Raw genomic sequence first — 23768 nt, 5'->3', positions numbered from 1 at the left:
GCAACCGTCCCGCTACGCGGACCGGGTCAGAATGCGCAGCACCTCGAGCGTGCGCGGCGGCGCGTCCGGGTCCTCGCCGTCGCTCACCGCCATCCGCACGTGCGCGTCCCGCGCCGCCCGCACCGCCTCCGGCCAGGCGGGGTGCTCGACGTAGGAGGAGACGGGCGCGTCCGGGCCGACCTGGTGCATGATCCGCAGCACCCGCAGCACCGCGGTGTCGACCAGCGCGGCCTCCTGCGAGTCGCGGAAGATCGTGCCGACGTACTTCTCCGCCGACCAGTGGTCGAGCCAGGTGTCCTCGACGAGCCGGTACACGGCGTCGGTGACGTCCCCGTACCCGTCGGCGCCGGCGAGCCAGACGTCGCGCTGGAAGGCGGGGTCGGAGAGCATGTGCAGCGCGGAGCGCACATTGCTGCGCCAGCGCCACCACGGCATGTCGTTGAGTGGCATGCCGCCCATGGTGGAGGAGCGACGCCCGCGACGGGAAGAGTTCTCGGAACCTTGGACACCCTGAGCTGCTTGCACGGTCATCGATCGTACGTTCTTTGAAATACCGCGTTAACCGGACCCCGCAATTCACCCCGCGGTCACCGATCGTTGGCCAAAGGTCACTCACGGGTTAGCGATGTGACGGAATCGTGCGTGTTCATGACCGGCAGGCGATACCACCGCAGCACCTTCCCGATCTCCTCCACCAGGCCCGTCAGAGCCGGCGTGCGCGCGGCGGCAGCCCTGGTGGCCTGCGCGTCGCTGGCCGTCGGATGCGGGGTCGTCCCCGGCGTCACGGGGGGCGCCGGGGACGACTCGATCACCGTGATGACCTGGGCCCCGCAGGACACCAACGCCACCAACAAGCCCGGCATGCCGGCGCTGGCCCTCGCCTACGCGCGGGAGGTCAACGCCAACGGCGGCATCAACGGCCGCAAGCTCAAGGTGGTCATCTGCAACGACCACAACAACAGCGTCCACGCCGCCAAGTGCGCCCGGCGCGCCGCCAAGGAGAACGTCGTCGCCGTCGTCGGCTCGTACAGCCAGTACGCCGACTCCTTCTTCCCCGTGCTGGAAGGCGCGGGCATCCCGTACATCGGCGGCTACGGCATCACCAACGCGGAGTTCACCAGCCCGCTGTCCTACCCGGTCAACGGCGGCCAGCCCACGCTGCTGGCCGGCCTCGGCCGGGAGCTGGCCGACGAGTGCGGGCCGGTGGCGCTGGTACGGCCCGACACCATCGCGGGCGACGAACTGCCCACCCTGATCAACTCCGGCCTGAAGGCCGGCGGCCACCCCGAGGCGACCGACCTGCGGGCGGCGGAGGACGCGACCGAGTTCTCCGTCCAGACCGCTCAGGCCCTGGAGCGCGCCTCGGCCGACCCGGCGAAGAAGGGCTGTGTGGTGCCCGCGCTGGGCGACCGCACCAGCACGTTCATGGACTCCTTCCGGCGCGCCCGCGAGGAGTACCCGGGGGTCCGCACCGGCACCGTCCTGGGCAACGCCGACCAGACGGTCATCGACGCGAGCGGCGGCGCCTCGGGGCCGTTCGAGGGGGCGTACATCACCGGCTGGTACCCGGTGGAGACCGACAAGCGCTGGGACCCGATGAAGAAGGTCATCCGCGACCAGGCCTTCTCCGACACCCGCATCGACCCGGCGGACGCCGGGGTGCAGACCACCTGGATCGCCTACACCGTCCTCGAGGCCGTCCTGGAGGAGATCGGCGAGGGCGAGGTCTCCGCCGGCGCCGTGCGCCGCATCCTGGACGACGGCTTCAAGGTCACCACGGGCGGGCTCACGCCGACGCTGCGGTGGGAGTTCCAGGACGTGCTCGCCTCCGTCGGCTTCCCGCGGCTGGCCAACACCTCCGTGACCCCCCAGGTGGTCCGGGACGGCCAGCTGGTGGCCGCCGGCAAGGACGCCATCGACGTGACCGACACCCTCCAGGACGCCGACGCGAGCTGACCCGCCGCCGGCCGGCCCGCTCAGAGCTGGGTCGGCCGGCGCTCGGTCAGCCCGTACCGCTTGGCGATCGGGTTCCACAGCTTGGCCGCCTCGGACTTCTGCGTGGTGGCGGTGCCGCTCTCCCGGTTGCCGGCCTGCGTCCGGCCGGTGGCGCGGGCCTGGTTCTTGCGGCAGAGCTTGCCCTTCTGCGCGGCCACCTGGTCGGCCCAGGCCGCGTAGTGGTTGTCCGCGGCGGCGGAGGCCTGCCAGGCCTTGGTCAGGGCGGCGGTCAGCTCGGCGTTCTGCGGCAGCTCGTCGACCGGCAGCCCCGACAGCCGCGTCACCAGGTCGTTGCGCTGCGCCGCGGCGTCCCGCAGGTCCTCGGCCGCCTCGGCCAGGTTGGTGCAGGCCTTCACGTCGTTGACGGCGTTGATCACCGCGGCCCGGCTGTCGCCGCTGTCGGCCAGCAGCTTGTCCAGCTCCACCGCCTGCGTCCTCGCCGGGTCCACGGACGGCGAGGGGGAGGCGGACGCGGAGGCCGACTCGTCCGCCGGGGCGGTGGCGGACACGGGCCTGGGGTCGTCGTTGTCGTCGCCGCCCGCGCCGAGCAGGGCGCCCGCCCCGATGCCGACGAGCGCGATGGCGACACCGCACGCGGCGATCACCGGCACCCGCGAGCCGGTACGGCCACCGCCGCCGCGCCGTCCGCGGGCGGGGCCCGGAGTGTCGTAGGAGGGCTGCGCGGGCTGCGGGTCCTGGAAGCGCGGCAGCTGCTGGGTCTCCGGGGCGGGGCCGCCGGGACCGCTGCGGAAGAGGTTGTCGAACTCGGCGGGCGGCTGCCGGTCGCCGTACGGCTGCCCGGTCACGGGCGGGACGTACTGCGTGGCGTCCGCGTCGGGGCCGGGACCGGGGGCGTCCTGGCGGGCGCGGCCGAGGTACTGGGTCGTCTCGGCGGGCGTCTGCGGGCCCGGGCCGTGGGCGGGGGGCATCTCCGGGGGCAGGGCGCCGGGGGCGACGGGCGGGATGTACTGCGTGGCGCCCTCGTCCGGGGCCGCGGCGACGGGGGGCAGGTACTGCGTCGCGCCGTCGTCCGCTCCGGGGGCCTGCGGCTGCCGCGGGGCGCGGTCCGCCCGGACGGGCGGGAGGTAGTGGGTGGCGCGGTCCTCGGCGGGCGGGAGCGGCGCCGCGTGGCCCTGGCCGGGTATGGAGGCGCCGGGTATGGGGGGGTAGGGGTCCTGGCCGGCCGTGCCGTGCGGCGCGTACGGGTCGTAGCCGCCCGCGGGACGGTCGTACGACGACGGGGCCGGGGCCCCCTCGGGCGGCAGCGGGCCGGGACCGCCGCCGTGGGCCGGCGCGTGGTCCTGCCGGCCCCACTGGTCCTGCTGCGGCTGCTGGTGCTGCGGCTGCTGGTGCTGCTGCCGATGCTCGTGTTGCTGCTGCTGGTACGGCTGCTGCTGCGGGGCCTGGGCGGACCACGGCTCGGCCGGGGGCGGGCTCTGCCAGCCCTGGTCCTGCACCGGAGGCTGCTCGGGTCCCCACGGCCGGTCCCAGGCCTGACCGCCGGGCGGCGGCGCGGACGGCAGGGGCCCGCCGGGCTGCGGGGCGGCGATCCCGCCCGGACCGCCGGATCCGCCCGGCAGCACGGGCTCACCGCCGTCCGAGGGCAGCACGATGCCTTCGCGCGCGGGCTGCGCCGAGGGCTCCTCGCCCTGTCCGCTCTGCGTCACCGGGACTCCTACGACTGGGGGACCTTCGGAATCGTCGGCCCACGCTACCGGGTCCCCGGAGCCCGGTGCCACGCAGCACGGGAGCGGACCGCCCGCCCTGTGACACCGGTAACAGAACCACCCGCCGCAACGCTGATGATGCGGCCCTGACCGCCCCGCGCCCCCGTTTCCCGCCCGCTCACGCGGGCGGCGGGCGAGAGTTCACGCGGCCTCCTGGAGCTCCAGCCGCGCCCCGAACTCCCGTACCACCGCCTCCTCCCGGAACGGCTCCAGCCGCTGCTGGAAGTCCTCCAGATACTCGGCGCCGCGTTCCGAGCGCAGCGTCTCCAGCAGCTCGACCGCCTTCAGACCCGTGTGGCAGGCCTGCTCGATCTCCCGCTGCTGCACCTGCGCCGTGGCGAGCAGCACATAACCGATCGCCCGCCGCCTGGCCTTGGACTCGGGCAGCCCGGCCAGGGCCTGCCGGGCACAGCGCGCCGCCGCCTCGGCCTGCCCGAGGTCGCGGTGGCAGTGCGCCAACTCGTCGGCGAGGTACGCCTCGTCGAAGTGCCTGATCCACTCCGGGTCGTCGCCCGACTCCGGGTCGGCCTGCGCCAGCGCGTTCACCGCCCGCCCCGACGCCTCCTCGGCGGCGCGCGCGTCACCCATCAGCGCGTGCCCGCGCGCCTCCGCCGCGAGGAACATCGCCTCCGCGCGCGGGGTGACCCGGCCGCGCGCTCCCTCCTGCGCGGCCCGCGCCAACTGGGCGATCTCCCGGGGGTTTCCGAGCTGCGCGGCCAGATGGCTCATGGACGCGGCGAGCACATAACCGCCGTAACCGCGGTCGCCGGCCGCCTGGGCGAGCCGCAGCGCCTGGATGTAGTACCGCTGGGCCAGGCCCGGTTGACCGGTGTCGACGGCCATGTAGCCCGCCAGCTCGGTCAACCGCGCGACGGCGGCGAACAGTTCACGGCCCACCGTCTCCCGGTAGGAGCCCGCGAGCAGCCCGGACACCACGCTGTTGAGGTAGTGCACGACCACCGGCCGCACATGCCCGCTGCCGTACTGGTGGTCCAGGTCGACCAGCGCCTGCGTCATCGCCCGCACGGCCGCCACGTCCGACTGCCCCACCCGGGGCCCGGCGGAGCGCGCCACCTGGGCGTCGGGCGCCGAGATCAGCCAGTCGCGGCTCGGCTCGACCAGCGCGGACGCCGCCACGGAGGACCCGGACAGGAAGTCCCGCCGCCCGACGTCGCTGCGCCACAGCTCGCAGACCTGCTCGATGGCCCCGAGGACCGTCGGCGAGAACTGCAGGCCCACGCCCGACGCGAGGTTCTTGCCGTTGGCCATGCCGATCTCGTCGATCGTGACCGTACGGCCCAGTTTGCGCCCGAGCGCCTCGGCGATGATCGCCGGGGCGCGCCCGCGCGGCTGCTGTCCCCGCAGCCAACGGGCCACGGACGTCTTGTCGTAGCGCAGGTCGAGACCGTGCTCGGCCCCGCACATGTTGACCCGGCGGGCCAGCCCGGCGTTGGAGCAACCCGCTTCCTGGATGAGCGCCTGCAGCCGTTCGTTCGGCTGCCTGGCGACGAGAGGCCTTGCGGCCATGGCGTACCCCCTGCTGGCTGCGGTGCCTGCCCGCGCACCGAGTTGATGTGTCTTCCACGGCCGCGACCTCCGCCCCGGGGGCGAAAGGTTCCGGCCGTGGAGATCAATGCCCCACGGACAAACCAAAAATGCGAGACATACAAGACATATGAGGATTGCCCGGGTCGGCCGGAGCCGGCCCCTCCCGTGGTTACCCAGCTCCGGCCGGGATCCTCCCGCGCGCCCCCGCCCATGCACCCATGCGCCCCGACCGGCGAACCGGCGCTCCTCCCCGCGCGCGGGAGGCGGCCGTAACCCCAGGTGGGTGCGGGAGTTGAGTTCGTCGTGGAAGACACCGTCGTGACCATCGAGGCCGCCCAGATCCCGGTCCAGCGCGGGGAATCGCTGCTGGACACCGCCGTCCGTTATGCCGAGGAGCGTCACTGGGACGTGGTCCCCGGCGCCTGGCTGGAAGCCGTCGACGGGGTGCAGCGCTGTTCCTGCGGCGACGCACGCTGCGATGCGCCCGGCGCGCACCCCGTGCGCCCCGACTGGGCGTCCCTCGCCACGGGCAGCGCGAGCGCGGTCCGGCGGATGTGGCAGCAGCGGCCGGACGCGTCGATCCTGCTGCCGACGGGGCGGACGTTCGACGCGCTGTCCGTCCCGGAGACGGCCGGGTTCCTGGCGCTGGCCCGGACCGAGCGGCTGCGGCTGCCGCTGGGGCCGGTGACGCTGACGCCGGACGGCCGGATGAACTTCCTGGTGCTGCCCGGGGCTTCGGTGAAGCTGCCCGCGCTGGTGCGCGCGCTGGGCTGGTCCGTGTCCTCCCTGGACCTGGTCGCGCTGGGCGAGGGGGCGTACGTGGCGGCGCCGCCCACGCGGATGGGGTCGCGGGGCGCGGTGCAGTGGGCCTGCCGGCCCACGGCGGCGAACCGGTGGCTGCCGGACGTGGAGGAGCTGGTCCCGGCGCTCGCGTACGCGTGCGGGAGCGCCCGGTAGGAGGCCGACGGCCCGCTAGCCGTCGGCCTCCAGGCTGTCGAGGAAGGGCTCGATCGCCGTGCGCCAGGCCTCCGGCTGGTCGTAGTGGACGAGGTGGCCGGCGTCGGCGACCTCGGCGTAACGGCCGCGGGGCAGCACCCGGACCATCTCCTGGGCCTCGGCGCGGCCCAGCTCGCCGTCGAGGCCGCGGACGACCAGGGTGGGGCAGCGGACCTGCGCCAGCTCCTCCCAGTGGGCGTCGTAGACCCAGGTCTCGCGGGACTTCAGCATCTGGTCGAGGTCGAAGACGGGGCGCCATCCGTCCGGGTACTCCTGCATCACCTCGGCGTAGAACTCGCCGCGGGCCGGGTTGGGGCGCTCGACCCAGGGGTCGTCCTCGCCGAACCACTTGCGCACGTCGGCGAGGGTGGCGAACGGCAGCGGCCAGGCCCGGAACCAGGCGGCCCACTCCCGCTGCGAGGCCGCGCCCAGTGCGGAGGCCCGCATATCGCAGATGATCAGACCGCGCACCAGGTCGGGGCGTTTGGCGGCGAGCTGCCAGGCGGTCAGCGCGCCCATGGCGTGGCCGATCACGACGGCCGGGGCGAGGCCGAGCTGCTCCAGGGCCGCCTCGGCGTCCTCGACGTAGGCCTCGCGGGTGTGGGAGACGTCCGGCGCCTTGGCGCTCTGGCCGTGGCCGCGCTGGTCGAGGGCGACGGCGCGATGGCGTTCGGACAGCCGGCGGGCGGTCGCGGCCCAGTGCGAGGCGCGGCCCATCAGGCCGTGGAGCAGGAGCACGCCGGGCGCGGCCGGGCGCTCCGGGTCGGTGTCCTTGGGCGGGTCGCCGAACTCCCAGGCGGCGAGCCGAACCCCGCCCGCGCCCGTTACGTCGATGCGTCGCGCCATTGGTGCTGGCACCCCCAAGCTCCGCTGGTACCGCTGATCCGTGGCGTGGAACCGTGCAAGCGCAGACTATCGAACTCTTATTCGAAAACGTCCTTCCGCCGCACAACACCCCTCGTTCGAGTGACACCCGTCGAGGAATGATCCTCGCCACCCAGGGGAGATCTTCATCGGGAGGCGGACCACTCGGGGAAAAGGGTCCGCAGGGGACGACCCTGAGAGCTCGGGGCTCCGGGTCGACACAGGGGAGGACAGGCCCCGGCGCCGCACGGCGCCGGGGCCCTCTACATGACTGCCGGGGCACACGAGCGCGCGGTGCGTTCCCCCACCGTCGCCCATCGTCCGCCCCTTCGGTCATATGCCCCGTACGTCATATGCCTCGTACGACCTCATGCGACAGCCTCGCACGCGCGGCCGCAGGGCGCTGCGATTCGGAGCACCGAGTCCGGGAATCGACGCAGCGGCGAAGTCGGTTACGGATGGACGCAGTTCCGATCAGGAACGATCACGTCCAGTCAACTCCGGCTCGAATCGGCACCGTCCGATTCCGAACCGGTCGGAGTCCGTCCTATACCGGCCCGGTCCCGCCGGACTCCGGCCCGGTCCCGCCGGACCCCGGTCCGGACCGGTTCGCCCCCGCGCCTCCGGCCCGGCTCCCGGCAGCGGTCAGCGCTTGGCGACGAACACGTGCGACGCGACGTCCGACGCCAGTTCGGCCGCCTCGCCGCCGCTGCCCACCAGCACACCGCCCGCCGATTCCGTCACGCTCACCACCGAACCGGGCTGCACGCCCGCTCGGCGCAGCGTGTACATCAGCTGGGCGTCCGTCTGGATCGGCTCGCCGATCCGGCGCACGACCACCGTCTTGCCCTCCAGGCCCGGGTCGAGGTCGGCCAGCGAGACCATGCCCTCGTCCAGGAACGGGTCGGCCCCGTCCGTCTCGCCCAGCTCCTCCAGGCCCGGGATCGGATTGCCGTACGGCGACTCGGTCGGGTGCCGCAGCAGCTCCAGCACGCGCCGCTCCACGGCCTCGCTCATCACGTGCTCCCAGCGGCAGGCCTCGGCGTGCACCTGCTCCCACTCCAGGCCGATCACGTCGACGAGCAGACACTCGGCGAGGCGGTGCTTGCGCATCACGCGCGTGGCCAGCCGACGGCCCTCGTCGGTCAGCTCCAGATGGCGGTCGCTGGCCACGGACACCAGGCCGTCGCGCTCCATCCGGGCCACCGTCTGGCTCACCGTCGGCCCGCTCTGGTCGAGCCGCTCGGCGATGCGGGCGCGCATGGGGACCACACCTTCCTCCTCCAGCTCGAGGATGGTGCGGAGATACATCTCCGTGGTGTCGATCAGTCCGGACATACGTGCCCCTCGATTAGCTCTGCCGGAGGCTCGGAGGAACTCCGGCGTGTGCGCTGGCCCTGGATTCAATTCTGCCGGATGCCACCGGCAACCGTGCCGCGCCGTCGCAACGCGGGGGGTTACAGCGTGGGGCCGCCCGCCACCCGGCTCAAGGGTCCTGCGCGGGTCCCCGTATTGACATCCAAGTGGTCCAGACCGCACCGTGATCCGCGACACGTCCCCGGTGGCACCCGACCGTGCCGCGGGGCAGCGGCGATCCCCGCAACGGCGCGAAGGAGCAGACGCATGGGCCACGGCCAGGGCGACGGCAACGGCGAGGGCACCAGAGCGCGCAAACCGGCCGAGCGGTATCTGGACGCCGCCATCGGACTGCTCCACCGCGTCCGCGACGAGGAGGCCGACTCCGTCGCCGCGGCCGGGACGCTGCTCGCCGACACCGTCGCCGCGGGCGGCCGACTGTTCGCGTTCGGGGCCGGGCACTCCTCCCTCGCCGCCCAGGACGTCGTCTACCGGGCCGGCGGCCTCGCCCTGATGAACCTGCTCACCGTCCCCGGCGTCGTCGGCGTCGACGTCATGCCCGCCACCCTCGGCTCCGCCCTCGAACGCGTCGACGGCCTCGCCACCACCGTCCTCGACTGCTCCCCGCTGCGCGCCGGCGACGCCCTGGTGATCATCTCCCTGTCCGGCCGCAACGCCCTGCCCGTCGAGATGGCCCAGCACGCCCGCGCCCTCGGGGTGAAGGTCATCGGCGTGACCTCGGTCGCGTACACCACGCACACGACGTCACGGCACGCGTCGGGGACGTTCCTCAAGGACCACTGCGACGTCGTCCTCGACTCGAAGATCGCGATCGGGGACGCCGAGCTGACCCTCGACTCCGTGCCCGCCCCCTTCGCCCCCGCCTCCACCGTCGTCACGACCGCCCTGCTCCAGGCCGTGGTCGCCACCGCCGCCGCCACCCTCGCCGACCGGGGCATCGAACCGCCGCTGCTGCGCTCGGGCAACGTCGACGGAGGACACGAGTGGAACGCGGGCGTGATGGAGCGCTACCGGGAGCGGATCTTCTACCAGCAGTGACAGGGCGGGAGCCCGGCGGGGCCGGGCGGGGCGGGAATCGGGCACCGGCCCATACCCTGCCGCCCCGGCGATGCCGCCCCGCCGCTACCGCTGCCGCCCGCGGTCAGCCCTCCGACGCCGTCAGCGCCGCCAGGTCCAGCGCGGCGGCGATCCGTACGGCGACGTCCTCCGCGTACACGGTGTCCGCCCGCTCGAACGCGCTGCGCCCGCTCCCCCGCAGGAACGTCACGACCCCGAGCGTCCGCCCCCGGCTGCGCAGCACCGCGCACAGCGAGTGCACCGCGTCCGCCGGCCACTGCCGGGCCAGCGCCCACACCCGAGCCTGCTCCGGCGGCACCGCCCCGACGCTCGCCCGCACCGTGCCGATCCGCTCCACGCACTGGAGCGCCGGATGCCCCTCCGCATACCGCACCGGCAACCCCGCGTCCCCGGCCGGCATGCTCGGGCCCGGCGCTCCCGAGGGCGTCGCCGCCACCCGCACCAACCGCACCGGCCCCTGGCCGAGCCGCCCGTCGGTCACCGCACCGCCGGCCACCCGGTCGATCAGCGCGTGGTCCGCGAACCCCGCCAGCGCGAAGTCCAGGTGCACGGTCGCCGCCTCCGCCGGGTCCTCGCACTCGGCGGCGGCCCGGGCGGCCCGGTGCAGCTGATTGCTCCGGAACCGCAGCAGCGCCGCCTCCTGCTCGCCCTGCTTGGCCTCCGTCACGTCCTGGAACAGCCAGCCGACCCCCAGCGGCACCGGCTCCTCCGCGAGCGGCGACGCCAGCCGCAGGAACCCGCTGCGCCAGCAGCGCCGCTTCTCGCCGTCCGGCGTGCGCACGCTCACCCACATCTCCGCCGGAGCGGGCGGCGCGCCCTCCCCCAGTACATGCGTCAGCGCGCTCTCCAGCTCCTCCGCGCCCTGCGCCAGCAGCTCGCCGATCGGCCGCCCCAGCACGGACGTACGGCCGACGCCCAGCGCGCGGGCCGCGTGCGCGTTGACCACGGCCGGACGCAGATCGGCGTCGACCAGCACCACGCCCCAGCCGGCGTCCTCGAACAGGGCCTCGCTCAGCGCGATCGAACGCTCCAGGTCTATCTGCGCGTGCACCTCGCTGAAGGCGCAGTACAGCCCCGCCGGCTTGCCGTCCGGGCCGCGCACCGCCGCCGACTGGGTGCGCACGAGCACCCGCCCGCCGTCCTTGGTGACCAGCGCGAACTCGTGCACCTGACGGCCGGGCGCGTGCATGGCCGACATCAGCCGCGCCTGCACGTCCTCGGCGTCCGCGCTGCGCACCGCCCACCCGGAGAAACCGCGCCGGCCGACGGCCTCCGCGGCGCTCCAGCCGAGGATGCGCTCGGCCTCCCGGTTCCAGTGCGTGACGACGCCGTCGGCGTCGAACGCGCACAGCGCCGCGTCCATGCCGTCGAGGAGCGCGGCGAGCAGATCCGAGCCGTCCCGCTCGGGCTCGTCCGGCCCCAGCTCGTCCGTGGTCCCACTACGCCGTGAAGCACTCACCTGGACCCCCTGCAGGCTGCGTCCGCACGTACGGCGCGTCGGTTCTGACTTGCCCTCATTCAACTCGAACGTGATGCAGCCCACACCTGGTTCCCGCAATATTGCAGGAATCGTTGTACCCCGGAAATCCGGCCGGCAACCGGCCGCCTCCTACGGCGCCGTGCCGTCCGCCAGCCGCAGGTCGACCCAGACGTCGTCCTCCCCGTCGAGCGTGTACCGCTCGGTCTCCACGAACCCCCGCGCCCGGGCGAACCGCAGCCCGTCCTCGTCGACCGCCGGCACGCACGTCCCGATCCCCCCGGCCCCCAGCACGCGCGCGTGCCCGAGCGCCCGCTCGTACAGCGCCGTCCCGATCCCCCGCCCCCGGTAGGCGGGCAGCACCCGGGCGATGACGGTCGCCTCCCCGCCCTCCTCCCGCGGCGGACGCACGGTGGAGCACCCCACGAGCACGTCCCCGAGGTAGGCGTTCTCCAGCCGGTACCGCTCCCCGCGCTCCCGCGCCTCCTCGCGCGACATCGCCGCGGGCGGCGCTACCGCGTTGTGCACCTGCCGCCACTCCTCCAGCATCCGGTCCCCGGCGACGGCCCCGACCCTCAGCCCGGCCCCCTCGGACACGGCCCCGCGGCGCGCGTCCACCTCTATCTCGATCTTCATACGAGGGTCCGCCAGCCCGCACACCATCATCGTCGCCGCCGGCCGCACCTCCCCGAAACACCGCCGCAGCACCGGCCAGCACGGCTCGAAGTCCTTCCGCTCCGGCAGCAGGTACCGCACCCGCACCACGTCCCGGAAGGTGCACCCGGCCTCCGCGAGCGCGGCCCCGATGTTCCGCAGACACTGCTCGGCCTGCTCGACGACGTCCTCGGAGATGCTCATCTGCGCGTAGTCGAACCCGGTGGTCCCGGACACGTGCACCCGATCCCCGTCCACCACGGCCCGCGCATACCCGATCCGCTCCTCGAACACCGATCCGCTGAGAACCACCCGCCGCTGCGTCATGCGGGAACCGTACTTCTCGAAAAAATGGGTTGAGGCGCGAGCCCACCGTTCCTAGTGTGCTCAGTACACGAGAAGGGAGGTGGTTCGGCAGATGTGTGAATACCGGACGCGTGAGGTGGCTGCGGGCTAGCGGCCCGTCACCCACTCAGTGCGGTGCCGGACCAGCACGTGAAAGACACGTGCAGCCGGCCCAATCCCAGCAGTCACCCGACCCGCGAGTCGCCGGTACGTCCGGCCGGCTCCTCCACGGAGGAACCAGACTCGCGGGTCGTCTGCGTTTCCGGGGTCAGTGGACGATGTCGTCGTGGCCCTCGATCTCGCGCGGGCTGCGGGCGGCGGGGCCCACGTAGCGGGCGGAGGGGCGGACCAGGCGGCCCGTGCGCTTCTGTTCGAGGATGTGGGCGGACCAGCCGGCCGTGCGGGCGCAGGTGAACATCGAGGTGAACATGTGCGCCGGGACCTCGGCGAAGTCCAGGACGATCGCCGCCCAGAACTCGACGTTGGTGGCGAGGACGCGGTCGGGGCGGCGGTTGTGGAGCTCCTCCAGGGCCGCCTTCTCCAGGGCCTCGGCGACCTCGAAGCGCGGGGCGCCCAGTTCGCGGGCGGTGCGGCGCAGGACGCGGGCGCGGGGGTCCTCGGCGCGGTAGACGCGGTGGCCGAAGCCCATGAGGCGCTCGCCCTTGTCCAGGGCCTGCTTGACGTACGCCTCCGCGTCGCCGGTGCGCTCGATCTCCTCGATCATGCCGAGGACCCGGGAAGGGGCGCCGCCGTGCAGCGGGCCGGACATGGCGCCGACGGCTCCGGAGAGCGCGGCGGCGACGTCCGCGCCGGTGGAGGCGATGACGCGGGCCGTGAAGGTGGAGGCGTTCATGCCGTGCTCGGCCGCCGACGTCCAGTAGGCGTCGACCGCGGCGACGTGCTTCGGGTCGGGCTCGCCGCGCCAGCGGATCATGAAGCGTTCGGCGATGGAGTGCGCCTTGTCGATCTCCCGCTGCGGGACCATGGGCAGGCCCTGGCCGCGCGCGGACTGGGCGACGTAGGAAAGGGCCATGACCGCGGCCCTGGCCAGGTCGTCGCGGGCCTGCTCGGCGTCGATGTCCAGGAGGGGTTTGAGGCCCCACACGGGCGCGAGCATGGCCAGCGCGGACTGGACGTCGACCCGGATGTCGCCGGAGTGGACGGGGATCGGGAAGGGCTCGGCGGGCGGCAGGCCGGGGTTGAAGGCGCCGTCGACCAGCAGGCCCCAGACGTTGCCGAACGAGACGTGGCCGACGAGGTCCTCGATGTCGACGCCGCGGTACCGCAGGGCGCCGCCCTCCTTGTCGGGTTCGGCGATCTCCGTCTCGAACGCGACGACTCCTTCGAGTCCGGGTACGAAGTCGGACATCAGGCGGCTCCTCGTGACGTGTGCGGCGATGGACGGGTACGACGGGTGGTCGAAGCGAGCGCGTTCTGCGGATCCACGGTCGTGAAGCGAAGGTTTTCGCAGGCTCGCGGTCCCGAACGGTCACTCGGGTGATGCCCGGTGCGGTCGGTGGTCACCCGAACCGGTGGGCATTCGCACGATATCCCTCGGTGCGGCCCTTGGGGAGCCACGGTGTGGCACTCAGTGCCAGGCAGTGATCAAGGCCACCGCCGTGCGGCACCCCCGCGGCGCCCGTGCGGCAATATGACCGTGTGACCGACGACTCCGTTCCCCGCGTGCCCGACCCCGCCGCCATGCGCCGGCACTACCGGGCGGAGGGGCTCGCCGAGGCCGACCTGGCCGCCACCCCCGTGGAGCAGTTCGCGCGCTGGTTCCGGCAGGCCGCGACGGAGGGCCGGCTGTTCGAGCCGAACGCGATGGTCGTCTCCACGGCCGACGCGCAGGGCCGGCCCGGCTCGCGCACGGTGCTGCTGAAGCACTTCGACGACCGCGGCTTCGTCTTCTACACCAATTACGGCTCCCGCAAGGCCCGCGACCTCGACGCCAACCCGTACGTCTCGCTGCTGTTCCCCTGGTATCCGATGGCCCGGCAGGTCATCGTGACCGGCGTGGCGCGGCGCACCGGGCGCGACGAGACGGCGGCGTACTTCCGCACCCGTCCGCACGGCTCCCAGCTGGGCGCGTGGGCCAGCACCCAGTCAGCGGTGATCTCCGGCCGGGAGGAGCTGGAGGACGCGTACGCCGCTCTGGTGGCCCGTTATCCGGAGGGCGAGCAGGTGCCGGTGCCGCCGCACTGGGGCGGTTTCCGGGTGGCGCCGCGGTCGGTGGAGTTCTGGCAGGGGCGGGAGAACCGGCTGCACGACCGGCTCCGGTACGTCGCGCGGGACGACGGGAGCTGGCGGGTGGAGCGGCTCGGCCCCTGATCATGCCTTGATCACGGCCTCTGGTCATGCCTTGATCACGGCCCCGAATCGGCCGTTGACAACGGCCCCGAATCAGTCTGTGACGACGGACCTGACGGCCTTCGGGGGATGCCCCCGCTCGTCGGCCGGGGGCCGTGGGCCGTCAGTACTGGCCCCACAGGAGTGCCGTGCGGTGGCCCTCCAGCGGGCCCGCGGCCAGGCGGGCGCGGAAGCCGTCGGTGAACTCGGGCCAGTTCCAGAACTCCAGGCCGAGGTGGCCGAAGGCGAGCGGGGCCTCGTCCCACGCCCACTCCGGGACCGGGACGGCCGCGGCGCAGGCGGGGCAGTCGACGGCGGCGGCGCCGGTCTTCTCCCAGGTCTCCATGGCGTCGCCGAAGCGCTGCCACGCGCCCTCGTGCAGGGGGATGCCCCACGCGCAGCGCGGGCAGAGGGCGGCGCCGGGCATGTCGGCGCCGCTGGTGAAGACGGTGCGGCCGGTGCGGACGGCGAGCGCGCCGCTCGGCTCCCAGTCCGGGTCGTCGGTCACGGCCCGGTTCCAGTGCGGGCCCGGCGGGTGGCCGGGGCCGCTTCCGGGCACGTGCTCGGTGGGCTCGGCCAGCACGACGCCCTCGTCCACCAGCCACCGCACGGCCCGTTCGGCGAGTGCCGGCGCCTGCTCCGCGGTCGCGTCGAGGTCGACGATCGTCTGAAAGAAGTCGCCCATGCGCACACCGTAGCCGTTGCCGTGCGGCGCCCTCAGCGCAGCGTCCGGTCCAGCAGTCCGGCCCACTGCGCCACGACCCGTTCCCGGCGTCCCGCGTCGTCGGTGAGGAGGTTGGCCAGGCCCAGGCCGCGGGCCATGTCGAGCAGGCCCTGGACGGTTTCGCGGACGCCGGGGCGGTTCTCGTCGGCGCCGAGGAGTTCCACGGCGATGCGGTGGGTCTCGCGGCCGACGCGGGCCTCCAGTTCGGTGACCCTGGGGCGGAGCTGTTCCTCGTTGGAGGCGGCGACCCACAGGTGCAGGGCGGCGCGGAAGAGGGGGCCGGTGTAGAGGTCGACGAGGGCGGCCACGACCGCGTGCCGGTCGCCGGCGGCGCCCTCGGGGAAGAGGGCGCGCAGGGCGTTGGAGCGTTCCTCGGCGACGTACTCGACGGCGGCGGTGAACAGGTCCTCGCGGGTCGGGAAGTGGTGCTGGGCGGCGCCCCGGGAGACGCCGGCGCGTTCGGCGACGACGGCGACGGTGGAGCCCGCCCAGCCGTGTTCGGCCAGGCAGGACACGGCGGCCTCCAGGAGCCGCCGCCGGGTGGCCCGGCTGCGGTCCTGCTTGGGTGCGCGCTCGGATGCCGTGGTCACGTCCATTGCCTGCTCACACCACCCATGGAGGTTCCCGTCGTTCGAGGAAGGCCGTCATGCCCGCGCGGGCGTCGGCGGAGGCGAACATCCGGGCCGAGAGGGCGGTCAGCCGCGCCGCGTCCCGGTCGAACGTCTCCAGCACCCTAGCCGTGAGCAGCCGTTTCGTCTCGGCCAGGGCCTCGGGTGCGGACCTGCGCAGTCCGTCGAGGACGGGTGCGAGGACGGCGTCGGCGTCGTCGCCGGCCGCGGTGAGCAGGCCGGTGCGGACGGCCTCGGCGGCGTCGAAGCGTTCGCCGGTGAGGTAGAGGCGGGCGAGGGCGCGCGGGTCGGTGCGGGGCAGCAGGGTCAGGGAGATCACGGCGGGGGCGACGCCGATGCGGACCTCGGTGAAGGCGAAGGTGGCGGTGTCGGCGGCGACGGCGACGTCGCAGGCGGCGAGGAGGCCGAGGCCGCCCGCGCGGACGTGTCCGGTGACGCGGGCGACGACCGGTTTCGGCAGTTCCACGATGCCGCGGAGGAGGCCGACCAGGGCGTCGGGGTGGGGCGGGTCGCGCAGGTCGGCGCCCGCGCAGAAGGTGGTGCCGCTGTGGGTGAGGACGACCGCGCGGACGTCGTCGTCCTCGCCGGCGTCCGCGAGGGCTTCGGCGAGTTCGCCGACCAGGGCGGCGGACAGGGCGTTGCGGGTGTCCGGCGAGTCGAGGACGAGGGTCTGCACCGCGCGGTCGCGGCTGCGGGCGATCAGTGCCATCTGCGCTCCCTGAGCTGTGGGCGGGTCAGTACGACTTGGGCAGGCCCAGGGTCTGGTGGGAGACGTAGTTGAGGATCATCTCCCGGCTCACGGGGGCGATGCGGGCCACCCGCGCGGCGGTGATCAGGGAGGCGAGTCCGAACTCGCGGGTGAGGCCGTTGCCGCCGAGGGTGTGCACGGCCTGGTCGACGGCCTTCACGCAGGCCTCTCCTGCGGCGTACTTGGCCATGTTGGCGGCCTCCCCCGCGCCGGCGTCGTCCCCGGCGTCGTAGAGGTGGGCGGCCTTGCCCATCATCAGGCGGGCGAGTTCGAGGTCGATGTGCGCCTGGGCGAGGGGGTGGGCGACGGCCTGGTGGGCCCCGATGGGGGTGTTCCAGACGGTGCGGTCACGGGCGTACTCGACGGCGCGGGCGAGGGCGTAGCGGCCCATGCCGATGGCGAACGCGGCCGTCATGATGCGCTCGGGGTTGAGCCCGGCGAACAGTTGCAGCAGGCCCGCGTCCTCTCCCCCACTGCCGAAAGCGTGGGAGGGGCCCCCACCCACGAGGGCGTCTGCGGGGAGCCGTACGTCGTCCAGGGTCAGTTCGAACTGCTTCTCGGCGGCGTTGATCTCCATGTCGATGGGGCGCCGGGAGAAGCCGTCGGCGTCGCGCGGGACGATGAAGAGGCAGGGCTTGAGGCGTCCGGTGCGGGCGTCCTCGGTGCGGCCGACGATCAGGACGGCGTCGGCGCGGTCCACGCCGGAGATGAAGACCTTGCGGCCGGTGAGGAGCCAGTCGGCGCCGTCGCGGCGGGCGGTGGTGGTGATGCGGTGGGAGTTGGAGCCGGCGTCGGGCTCGGTGATGCCGAAGGCCATGGTGCGGCTGCCGTCGGCCAGGCCGGGGAGCCACTCCCGTTTCTGCGCCTCGGTGCCGAAGCGGGCGATGACCGTGCCGCAGATGGCCGGGGAGACGACCAGCATGAGCAGCGGGCAGCCGGCCGCGCCGAGTTCTTCGAGGACGAGGGACAGTTCGGTGATGCCGCCGCCTCCGCCGCCGTACTCCTCCGGGAGGTTGACGCCCAGGTAGCCGAGTCTGCCGGCCTCGGACCAGAGTTCCTCGGGGTGGCGGCCTTCCTGGACGGTCCTGGCGAGGTAGGCGCGGCCGTAGCGGGCGCCCAGGGCGGCGACTGCGGCGCGGAGGGCTTTGTGCTCCTCGGACTCGATCAGGGGGGTCACGGGTTTCCTCCGGGTGCGGGTAGTGGGTGGCCGGACGCGCGGTTCCCCGCGCCCCTGGGGACGTCGTCCTCCACGACCGCCAGGAGGGTGCCGACCTGGACTCGTTGGCCAATGGCCGCGTGCAGGGCCGTCAAGGTGCCCGTCGCCGGGGCGGAGATCCGGTGCTGCATCTTCATCGCCTCCAGCCACAGCAGCGGCTGTCCCGCCTGCACCGCGGACCCCTCCGTCAGGCCGTCCGCCACCCTCGCCACCGTTCCCGGCATGGGGGCGAGGAGGGAGCCGGGGGCGTGGTGCGGGGTGGGGTCGGGGAAGCGGGGGAGGGCCTTGAGGCGGGTGGCGCCGACGTGCACCTCGTCGCCGTAGCGGGCGACTTCGAACCGGCGTCGTACGCCGTCCGCTTCGAGGACGACGAGATCGGCCGTGACGGCGACGACGTGGACGCCCTCGGCCGTGAAGCCGTCGCGGGTGTGGTGGTAGCGGACCTCGTGCTCCTCCCCCGCCATCGCGTACCGCTTGGTCTGCGGCTGGGAGGGGAGGTTGCGCCAGCCGCCGAAGCGGGAGCGGCCGTGGGCGTCCGCGAGGGCGGCGGCGAGGGGGGCGAGCGGGTCGGGTGCGGGTTCGGTGAGTTCGGGCAGGTGGCGGTCGTAGAAGCCGGTGTCCGCGCGGGCGGTGGTGAACTCCTCGTGCCGCAGGGAGCGGACGAGGAGGTCGCGGTTGGTGACGGGGCCGTGGACGGCGGCCCGTTCCAGCGCGCCGGCGAGCCTGCGGACGGCTTCCGCGCGGGTGGGGGCGTGGGCGACGGCCTTGGCGAGCAGGGGGTCGTAGTGGACGCCGATCTCGTCACCGTCGGTGTAGCCGGTGTCGAGGCGGACGCCGTCGGGGACGGCGAGGCGGTGCAGGGTGCCGGTCTGCGGGGCCCAGCCGTTCGCCGGGTCCTCGGCGTAGAGGCGGGCCTCGACGGCGTGGCCGCGCGCGGGCGGGGGCTCGGCGTCCAGGGCGTGGCCCTCGGCGACGCGGAGCTGGAGGGCGACCAGGTCGATGCCGAAGACGGCCTCGGTGACGGGGTGTTCGACCTGGAGGCGGGTGTTCATCTCCAGGAAGTGCGCGGTGTCGCCGGCGACGAGGAACTCGACGGTGCCGGCCCCGACGTAGCCGACGGCGCGGGCGGCGCGTACGGCGGTGTCGTACAGCTCGGCCGTGAGGCGCTCGGAGAGGCCGGGGGCGGGGGCCTCCTCGATGACCTTCTGGTGGCGGCGCTGGAGCGAGCAGTCGCGGGTGCCGAGCGTCCACACGGTGCCGTGCGTGTCGGCGAGGATCTGCACCTCGACGTGGCGGCTGGCCTCGACGTACGGCTCGACGAACACCTCGCCGTCCCCGAAGGCGCTCGCGGCCTCCGCGCGGGCCCCCTCCAGCGCGCCCGCCAGGTCCTCCAGGCGCCGTACGATCCGCATCCCGCGTCCGCCGCCGCCCGCCGCCGCCTTCACCAGCACCGGCAGGTCGGCCTCGGTGACCTCGCCGAGCGGGGCGATGCCCAGCAGTCGCTTGGCACGGGTCTTGGACGCCATCGCCTCGACGGCCTCCGGCGGCGGCCCGATCCAGGTCAGTCCGGCGTCGAGGACCGCGCGGGCGAAGCCGGCGTTCTCGGAGAGGAAGCCGTAGCCGGGGTGCACGGCGTCGGCGCCGGCGGCGACGGCGGCGCGCACGATCAGGTCGTCGCGCAGGTAGGTGTCGGCGGGCGTGTCACCCGGAAGTCGTACGGCGGCGTCGGCCACGCGCGCGTGGAGCGCGTTCTCGTCCGCGTCGGAGTGCACGGCGACCGTGCGGACGCCCAGCTCACGGCAGGTGCGGAAGACCCGGCAGGCGATTTCGCCCCGGTTGGCGACGAGCAGGGAAGTGATCATGTCGGGGGTCCCTCACATCCGGAAGACGCCGAAGCCGCCGCGCACGCCCTCGTAGGGGGCGGTGTGGACGGCGGACAGGCACAGGCCGAGGACGGTGCGGGTGTCGCGCGGGTCGATGACGCCGTCGTCGTACAGCCGGCCGGACAGGAACATGGGCAGCGACTCGGACTCGGTCTGCTGCTCGACCATGGCGCGCAGCCCCGCGTCCGCCTCGTCGTCGTACGGCCGGCCCTTCGCGGCGGCGGACTGGCGGGCCACGATGGACAGCACGCCGGCGAGCTGCTGCGGGCCCATGACGGCGGACTTGGCGCTGGGCCAGGCGAAGAGGAAGCGCGGGTCGTAGGCCCGTCCGCACATGCCGTAGTGCCCGGCGCCGTAGGAGGCGCCCATGAGGACGGACAGGTGCGGGACCTTCGAGTTGCTCACCGCGTTGATCATCATCGCGCCGTGCTTGACGATGCCGCCCTGCTCGTAGCGGCTGCCGACCATGTAGCCGGTGGTGTTGTGCAGGAACAGCAGGGGGATGTCGCGCTGGTTGGCGAGCTGGATGAACTGGGCGGCCTTCTGCGACTCCTCGCTGAACAGCACGCCCTGGGCGTTGGCCAGCACGCCGATCGGGTAGCCGTGGAGCCGGGCCCACCCGGTCGTCAGGCTCGTCCCGTACAGCGGCTTGAACTCGTCGTAGTCGGAGCCGTCGACGATGCGCGCGATGACCTCGCGCGGGTCGAAGGGGGTTTTGAGGTCCTCGGGGACGATGCCGAGGAGTTCCTCGGGGTCGTACTCGGGCGGCTCTACGGGTCCGGCCGGGTCGGGGTGGGCCTTGCGGTGGTTGAGCCGGGCGACGATCCTGCGGGCCTGCCGCAGCGCGTCCCGCTCGTCGAGGGCGAAGTGGTCGGCGAGGCCGGACACGCGCGCGTGCATGTCGGCGCCGCCGAGGGACTCGTCGTCGCTCTCCTCGCCGGTCGCCATCCTGACCAGCGGCGGCCCGCCGAGGAACACCTTCGCGCGCTCCTTGACCATGACGACGTGGTCGGACATGCCGGGGACGTACGCGCCCCCGGCCGTGGAGTTGCCGAAGACGACGGCGACGGTGGGGATGCCGGCCGCCGAGAGCCGGGTGAGGTCGCGGAAGACCGCCCCGCCCGGGATGAAGATCTCCTTCTGGGAGGGCAGGTCGGCGCCGCCGGACTCGACCAGGCTCACGCAGGGCAGCCGGTTGGCGAGGGCGATGTCGTGGGCGCGCAGTGCCTTCTTCAGGCTCCAGGGGTTGCTGGCGCCGCCGCGCACGGTCGGGTCGTTGGCGGTGATCAGGCACTCCACGCCCTCGACGACCCCGATGCCGGTGACGAGGGAGGCGCCGACCGCGTACTCGCTGCCCCAGGCCGCCAGCGGCGACAGCTCCAGGAACGGCGTGTCCGGGTCGACGAGCAGCTCGACGCGCTCCCGTGCGAGCAGCTTGCCGCGCGCGCGGTGGCGTTCGACGTACTTGTCGCCGCCGCCCGCGAGGGCCTTGGCGTGCTCGGCGTCGAGGGCGGCGAGCTTGCCGAGCATGGCGTCGCGGTGGGCCGCGTAGTCGGGGCCGGTGGTGTCCAGGGCGGAGGAGAGGACCGTCACAGCAGGGTCTCCGGGATGTCCAGGTGGCGGGAGCGCAGCCATTCGCCGAGGGCCTTGGCCTGCGGGTCGAAGCGGGCCTGCGCGGCGGCGCCCTCGCCGAGGAGGCCCTCGACGGTGAAGTTGAGGGCACGCAGGTGCGGCAGGACGTGGCGGGTGACGGGCAGGGCGGCGGCCTCGGGGATCAGCTGCCGGAACCGGTCGACCGTCAGCTCGTGGGCGAGCCAGCGCCAGGCGTCGTCGCCGGGCGTCCAGACGCCGACGTTGGCGTCGCCGCCCTTGTCGCCGCTGCGGGCGCCGGCGACGAGCCCGAGGGGCGCACGGCGGGTGGGGCCGGGCGGCAGGGGCTCGGGCAGCGGCGGCTGCGGGACCTCCTCCAGCGGCCGGGTGTGCGCGGGCGGCGGCACGGGGAGGCGGCGGCCGTCGTGCAGGACGGCGACGTGCCCGACGGCCGTCTGCGGGACGGAGCGCGCCTCGAAGACGCCGTACGGCGTCCCTTTGCCGGGCGGTGCGAGCAGGTGGAAGCCGGGGTAGCTCGCCAGCGCCAGTTCGACGGCGGCCCCGCTGAGGGCGCGGCCGACCTTGTCGGGGTCGGGGTCGCGGACGACGAGCCGGAGCAGGGCGCCGGCGGTCTCCTCGGTGGCGGCGTCGGCGTGGTCGGTGCGGGCGAGGTCCCAGCGCACGTCGGCGGGCGGCGACTTGGCGAGGGCGTCGGTCATCTGTCCCTTCACGAGCGCCGCCTTGGCCTCGATGTCGAGCCCGGTGAGCACGAAGACGACCTCGTTGCGGAAGCCGCCGAGGCGGTTGACGCCGACCTTGAGGCCGGGCGGCGGGGCCTCGCCGCGCACTCCCTCGACGCGCACCCGGTCGGGGCCCTCCTGGACGAGCCGCACGGTGTCGAGGCGGGCGGTGACGTCGGGCCCGGCGTACCGGGCGCCGCCGGTCTCGTAGAGGAGCTGCGCGGTGACCGTGCCGGTGTCGACGAAGCCGCCCGCGCCGGGGTGCTTGGTGATGACCGAGGTGCCGTCCTCGTGGATCTCGGCGAGCGGGAAGCCGGGGCGGCGGACGTCCCGGCCCGGGAAGAAGGAATAGTTGCCGCCGGTGGCCTGCGGCCCGCACTCCAGGACGTGCCCGGCGACGACGGCCCCCGCGAGCCGGTCGTGGTCGTCGGGTCCCCAGCCGAAGTGGGCGGCGGCGGGTCCGGTGACCAGGGCGGCGTCGGTGACCCGCCCGGTGACGACGAGGTCGGCGCCCTCGCGCAGGCAGGCGGCGATGCCGAAGCCGCCGAGGTAGGCGTGGGCGGCGAGGGCGCCGGGGTGGGCGGCGGTGAGGTCGTCGCCCTCGACGTGGGCGACCCGGACGGGCAGGCCGAGCCGGTCGGCCAAGTCCCGGATCTCCGCGGCGAGTCCGGCGGGGTTGAGCCCTCCGGCGTTGGTGACGATCCGCACGCCCTTCTCGTGGGCGAGGCCGAGGCATTCCTCCAACTGCCGCAGGAACGTGCGCGCGTATCCGGCGTCCGGGTCCTTCATCCGGTCCCGGCCGAGGATGAGCATGGTCAGCTCGGCGAGGTAGTCGCCGGTGAGGACGTCGAGTTCACCGCCGGTGAGCATCTCGCGCAGGGCGTCGAAGCGGTCGCCGTAGAACCCGGAGGCGTTGCCGATGCGGAGGGTCATCGCCCGTCCCCCTTGGGCGGGCGTCCGCTGCCGGGCGGGCCGGCGAAGGCCTGGGCGATGTCGAGCCAGTGGTCGGCGTCGGGGCCGTGGGCGGTGAGGGCGAGGTCGGCGCGGTGGGCGCGGCGGGTGACGAGGAGGCAGAAGTCGAGGGCGGGGCCGGTGACGCGCTGGGCGGCGTCCTCGGGGCCGTAGGTCCACGACTGCCCGCTCGGTGCCACCAGTTCGACGCGGAACTCCTCGCCGGGTGGCGTGAGCCCGTGCACCCCGAAGGCGTGGTTGCGGGCACGGACGCCGATCCGGGCGACGTGCCTGAGCCGGTCCGTGGGGGCGCGGGTCACACCGAGCGCGTCGGCGACGTCCAGGCCGTGGGCCCAGGTCTCCATCAGTCGGCCGGTGGCCATGGAGGCGACGGCCATGGGCGGCCCGAACCAGGGGAACCGTGCCCCGTCGGGCGCGGCCCGCAATGCCGCGTCGAGCGCGGTACGGCCCTCCCGCCAGCGCCGGAGCAGTTCGGCGGGCGGCAGTCGGGCCCCCTCCTCGGCCCCGTCGTCCACGAACCCGCCGGGCGAGGCGAACGCCTTCTCCCCGATCTCCCGGAACCCGTCCGCGTCGGTGACGGCGAGCAGGGCGGCGTGGTCGGTCCAGGCGAGGTGGGCGATCTGGTGGGCGACGGTCCAGCCGGGGGCGGGGGTGGGGAGCGCCCAGCGCTCCGGTTCCAGCTCGGCGACGAGCTGATCGAGGTCTTGGCTTTCGGCACGCAGGTCGTCGAGAACGGGCGTCGGGTCGGCCATGGGGGCGAGCATGGCAGGGGGGTCAGAAACAATCAAGCGTGCTTGCTTACTTTGTCCGCGGCTTCTTAACGTGGCTGATTCACTACCGTGAGTGAGAGGAGGTGG

Annotated in this window: 20 protein-coding genes; 4 read left to right on the top strand and 16 right to left on the bottom strand. The window is 74.0% G+C overall.

Annotated elements, in window-relative coordinates:
- Positions 1–12: 12 nt before the first annotated feature.
- Positions 13–531, bottom strand: a complete 519-nt coding sequence (locus tag ACZ6KF_RS22250; RefSeq protein ID WP_356629780.1) for an SCO4402 family protein — start codon at positions 529–531, stop codon at positions 13–15.
- A gap of 117 nt (positions 532–648) precedes the next feature.
- On the opposite strand from ACZ6KF_RS22250, the gene ACZ6KF_RS22245 reads away from it, so the two are divergent.
- Positions 649–1956, top strand: a complete 1308-nt coding sequence (locus ACZ6KF_RS22245) for an ABC transporter substrate-binding protein (RefSeq protein ID WP_356629778.1) — start codon at positions 649–651, stop codon at positions 1954–1956.
- Between the two features lie 20 nt (positions 1957–1976).
- Here the strand turns inward: ACZ6KF_RS22245 and ACZ6KF_RS22240 are convergent, their stop codons facing one another.
- Together ACZ6KF_RS22240 and ACZ6KF_RS22235 are read right to left on the bottom strand one after the other, a co-directional pair.
- Positions 1977–3662 (bottom strand): hypothetical protein, encoded by a 1686-nt coding sequence (locus tag ACZ6KF_RS22240; protein WP_469239728.1) that lies wholly within the window; start codon positions 3660–3662, stop codon positions 1977–1979.
- Positions 3663–3863: 201 nt separating this feature from the next.
- Entirely contained in the window at positions 3864–5249 is a 1386-nt protein-coding gene (locus ACZ6KF_RS22235) for a tetratricopeptide repeat protein (protein WP_356629774.1), read from the bottom strand.
- A 324-nt stretch (positions 5250–5573) separates the two neighbouring features.
- Here ACZ6KF_RS22235 and ACZ6KF_RS22230 point away from each other — a divergent pair, with 324 nt between their 5' ends.
- On the top strand, positions 5574–6227 hold the full coding sequence (locus tag ACZ6KF_RS22230) for a bifunctional DNA primase/polymerase (protein ID WP_469158657.1): 654 nt from the start codon (positions 5574–5576) through the stop codon (positions 6225–6227).
- 15 nt (positions 6228–6242) lie between these two features.
- Here ACZ6KF_RS22230 and ACZ6KF_RS22225 read toward each other — a convergent pair whose 3' ends face one another.
- Together ACZ6KF_RS22225 and ACZ6KF_RS22220 are read right to left on the bottom strand one after the other, a co-directional pair.
- Positions 6243–7112: an alpha/beta fold hydrolase gene (locus tag ACZ6KF_RS22225; protein WP_469158656.1), complete on the bottom strand. Its 870-nt coding sequence runs from the start codon at positions 7110–7112 to the stop codon at positions 6243–6245.
- A gap of 663 nt (positions 7113–7775) precedes the next feature.
- Complete coding sequence (locus ACZ6KF_RS22220; RefSeq protein ID WP_356629768.1) at positions 7776–8468, bottom strand: metal-dependent transcriptional regulator; 693 nt, start codon at positions 8466–8468, stop codon at positions 7776–7778.
- A 285-nt stretch (positions 8469–8753) separates the two neighbouring features.
- On the opposite strand from ACZ6KF_RS22220, the gene ACZ6KF_RS22215 reads away from it, so the two are divergent.
- Complete coding sequence (locus tag ACZ6KF_RS22215) at positions 8754–9545, top strand: SIS domain-containing protein (RefSeq protein WP_356629766.1); 792 nt, start codon at positions 8754–8756, stop codon at positions 9543–9545.
- Between the two features lie 103 nt (positions 9546–9648).
- Here the strand turns inward: ACZ6KF_RS22215 and ACZ6KF_RS22210 are convergent, their stop codons facing one another.
- From ACZ6KF_RS22210 to ACZ6KF_RS22200, 3 genes are all read right to left on the bottom strand, one after another.
- Positions 9649–11043, bottom strand: coding sequence for a PAS domain-containing protein (locus ACZ6KF_RS22210; protein ID WP_469176769.1), 1395 nt, complete (start codon positions 11041–11043; stop codon positions 9649–9651).
- Between the two features lie 150 nt (positions 11044–11193).
- Positions 11194–12042, bottom strand: coding sequence for a GNAT family N-acetyltransferase (locus tag ACZ6KF_RS22205; protein ID WP_469239726.1), 849 nt, complete (start codon positions 12040–12042; stop codon positions 11194–11196).
- Between the two features lie 286 nt (positions 12043–12328).
- Positions 12329–13429, bottom strand: coding sequence for a citrate synthase 2 (locus ACZ6KF_RS22200; protein WP_356629760.1), 1101 nt, complete (start codon positions 13427–13429; stop codon positions 12329–12331).
- A gap of 332 nt (positions 13430–13761) precedes the next feature.
- On the opposite strand from ACZ6KF_RS22200, the gene pdxH reads away from it, so the two are divergent.
- Positions 13762–14391, top strand: a complete 630-nt coding sequence (pdxH, locus tag ACZ6KF_RS22195; protein WP_469158771.1) for a pyridoxamine 5'-phosphate oxidase — start codon at positions 13762–13764, stop codon at positions 14389–14391.
- A gap of 142 nt (positions 14392–14533) precedes the next feature.
- On the opposite strand, the gene ACZ6KF_RS22190 is transcribed toward pdxH, so the two are convergent.
- From ACZ6KF_RS22190 to ACZ6KF_RS22155, 8 genes are read right to left on the bottom strand one after another with little or no spacing between them, the layout of a single operon-like run.
- A complete protein-coding gene (locus ACZ6KF_RS22190) occupies positions 14534–15094 on the bottom strand; it encodes a hypothetical protein (RefSeq protein WP_356629756.1) in 561 nt (186 codons plus the stop codon).
- A 32-nt stretch (positions 15095–15126) separates the two neighbouring features.
- Complete coding sequence (locus ACZ6KF_RS22185) at positions 15127–15723, bottom strand: TetR/AcrR family transcriptional regulator (RefSeq protein WP_356629754.1); 597 nt, start codon at positions 15721–15723, stop codon at positions 15127–15129.
- Between the two features lie 13 nt (positions 15724–15736).
- Complete coding sequence (locus ACZ6KF_RS22180; protein ID WP_469158654.1) at positions 15737–16471, bottom strand: enoyl-CoA hydratase family protein; 735 nt, start codon at positions 16469–16471, stop codon at positions 15737–15739.
- Positions 16472–16496: 25 nt separating this feature from the next.
- A complete protein-coding gene (locus tag ACZ6KF_RS22175) occupies positions 16497–17687 on the bottom strand; it encodes an acyl-CoA dehydrogenase family protein (protein WP_469239724.1) in 1191 nt (396 codons plus the stop codon).
- Complete coding sequence (locus tag ACZ6KF_RS22170; protein ID WP_469239722.1) at positions 17684–19588, bottom strand: acetyl/propionyl/methylcrotonyl-CoA carboxylase subunit alpha; 1905 nt, start codon at positions 19586–19588, stop codon at positions 17684–17686. The genes ACZ6KF_RS22175 and ACZ6KF_RS22170 overlap by 4 nt, the downstream gene beginning before the upstream one ends.
- Positions 19589–19600: 12 nt before the next feature.
- Positions 19601–21202: an acyl-CoA carboxylase subunit beta gene (locus ACZ6KF_RS22165; protein ID WP_469239720.1), complete on the bottom strand. Its 1602-nt coding sequence runs from the start codon at positions 21200–21202 to the stop codon at positions 19601–19603.
- On the bottom strand, positions 21199–22872 hold the full coding sequence (locus tag ACZ6KF_RS22160; RefSeq protein WP_469158650.1) for an acyclic terpene utilization AtuA family protein: 1674 nt from the start codon (positions 22870–22872) through the stop codon (positions 21199–21201). The genes ACZ6KF_RS22165 and ACZ6KF_RS22160 overlap by 4 nt, the downstream gene beginning before the upstream one ends.
- Positions 22869–23663, bottom strand: a complete 795-nt coding sequence (locus ACZ6KF_RS22155) for a TIGR03084 family metal-binding protein (RefSeq protein WP_356629744.1) — start codon at positions 23661–23663, stop codon at positions 22869–22871. Before ACZ6KF_RS22155 ends, ACZ6KF_RS22160 begins: the two co-directional genes overlap by 4 nt.
- Positions 23664–23768: the final 105 nt, after the last annotated feature.

This window comes from Streptomyces sp. NPDC046379 (genome assembly GCF_055587785.1).
Note: the sequence above shows the minus strand (reverse complement) of the source record. Positions and strands in the feature narration are given on the sequence as shown.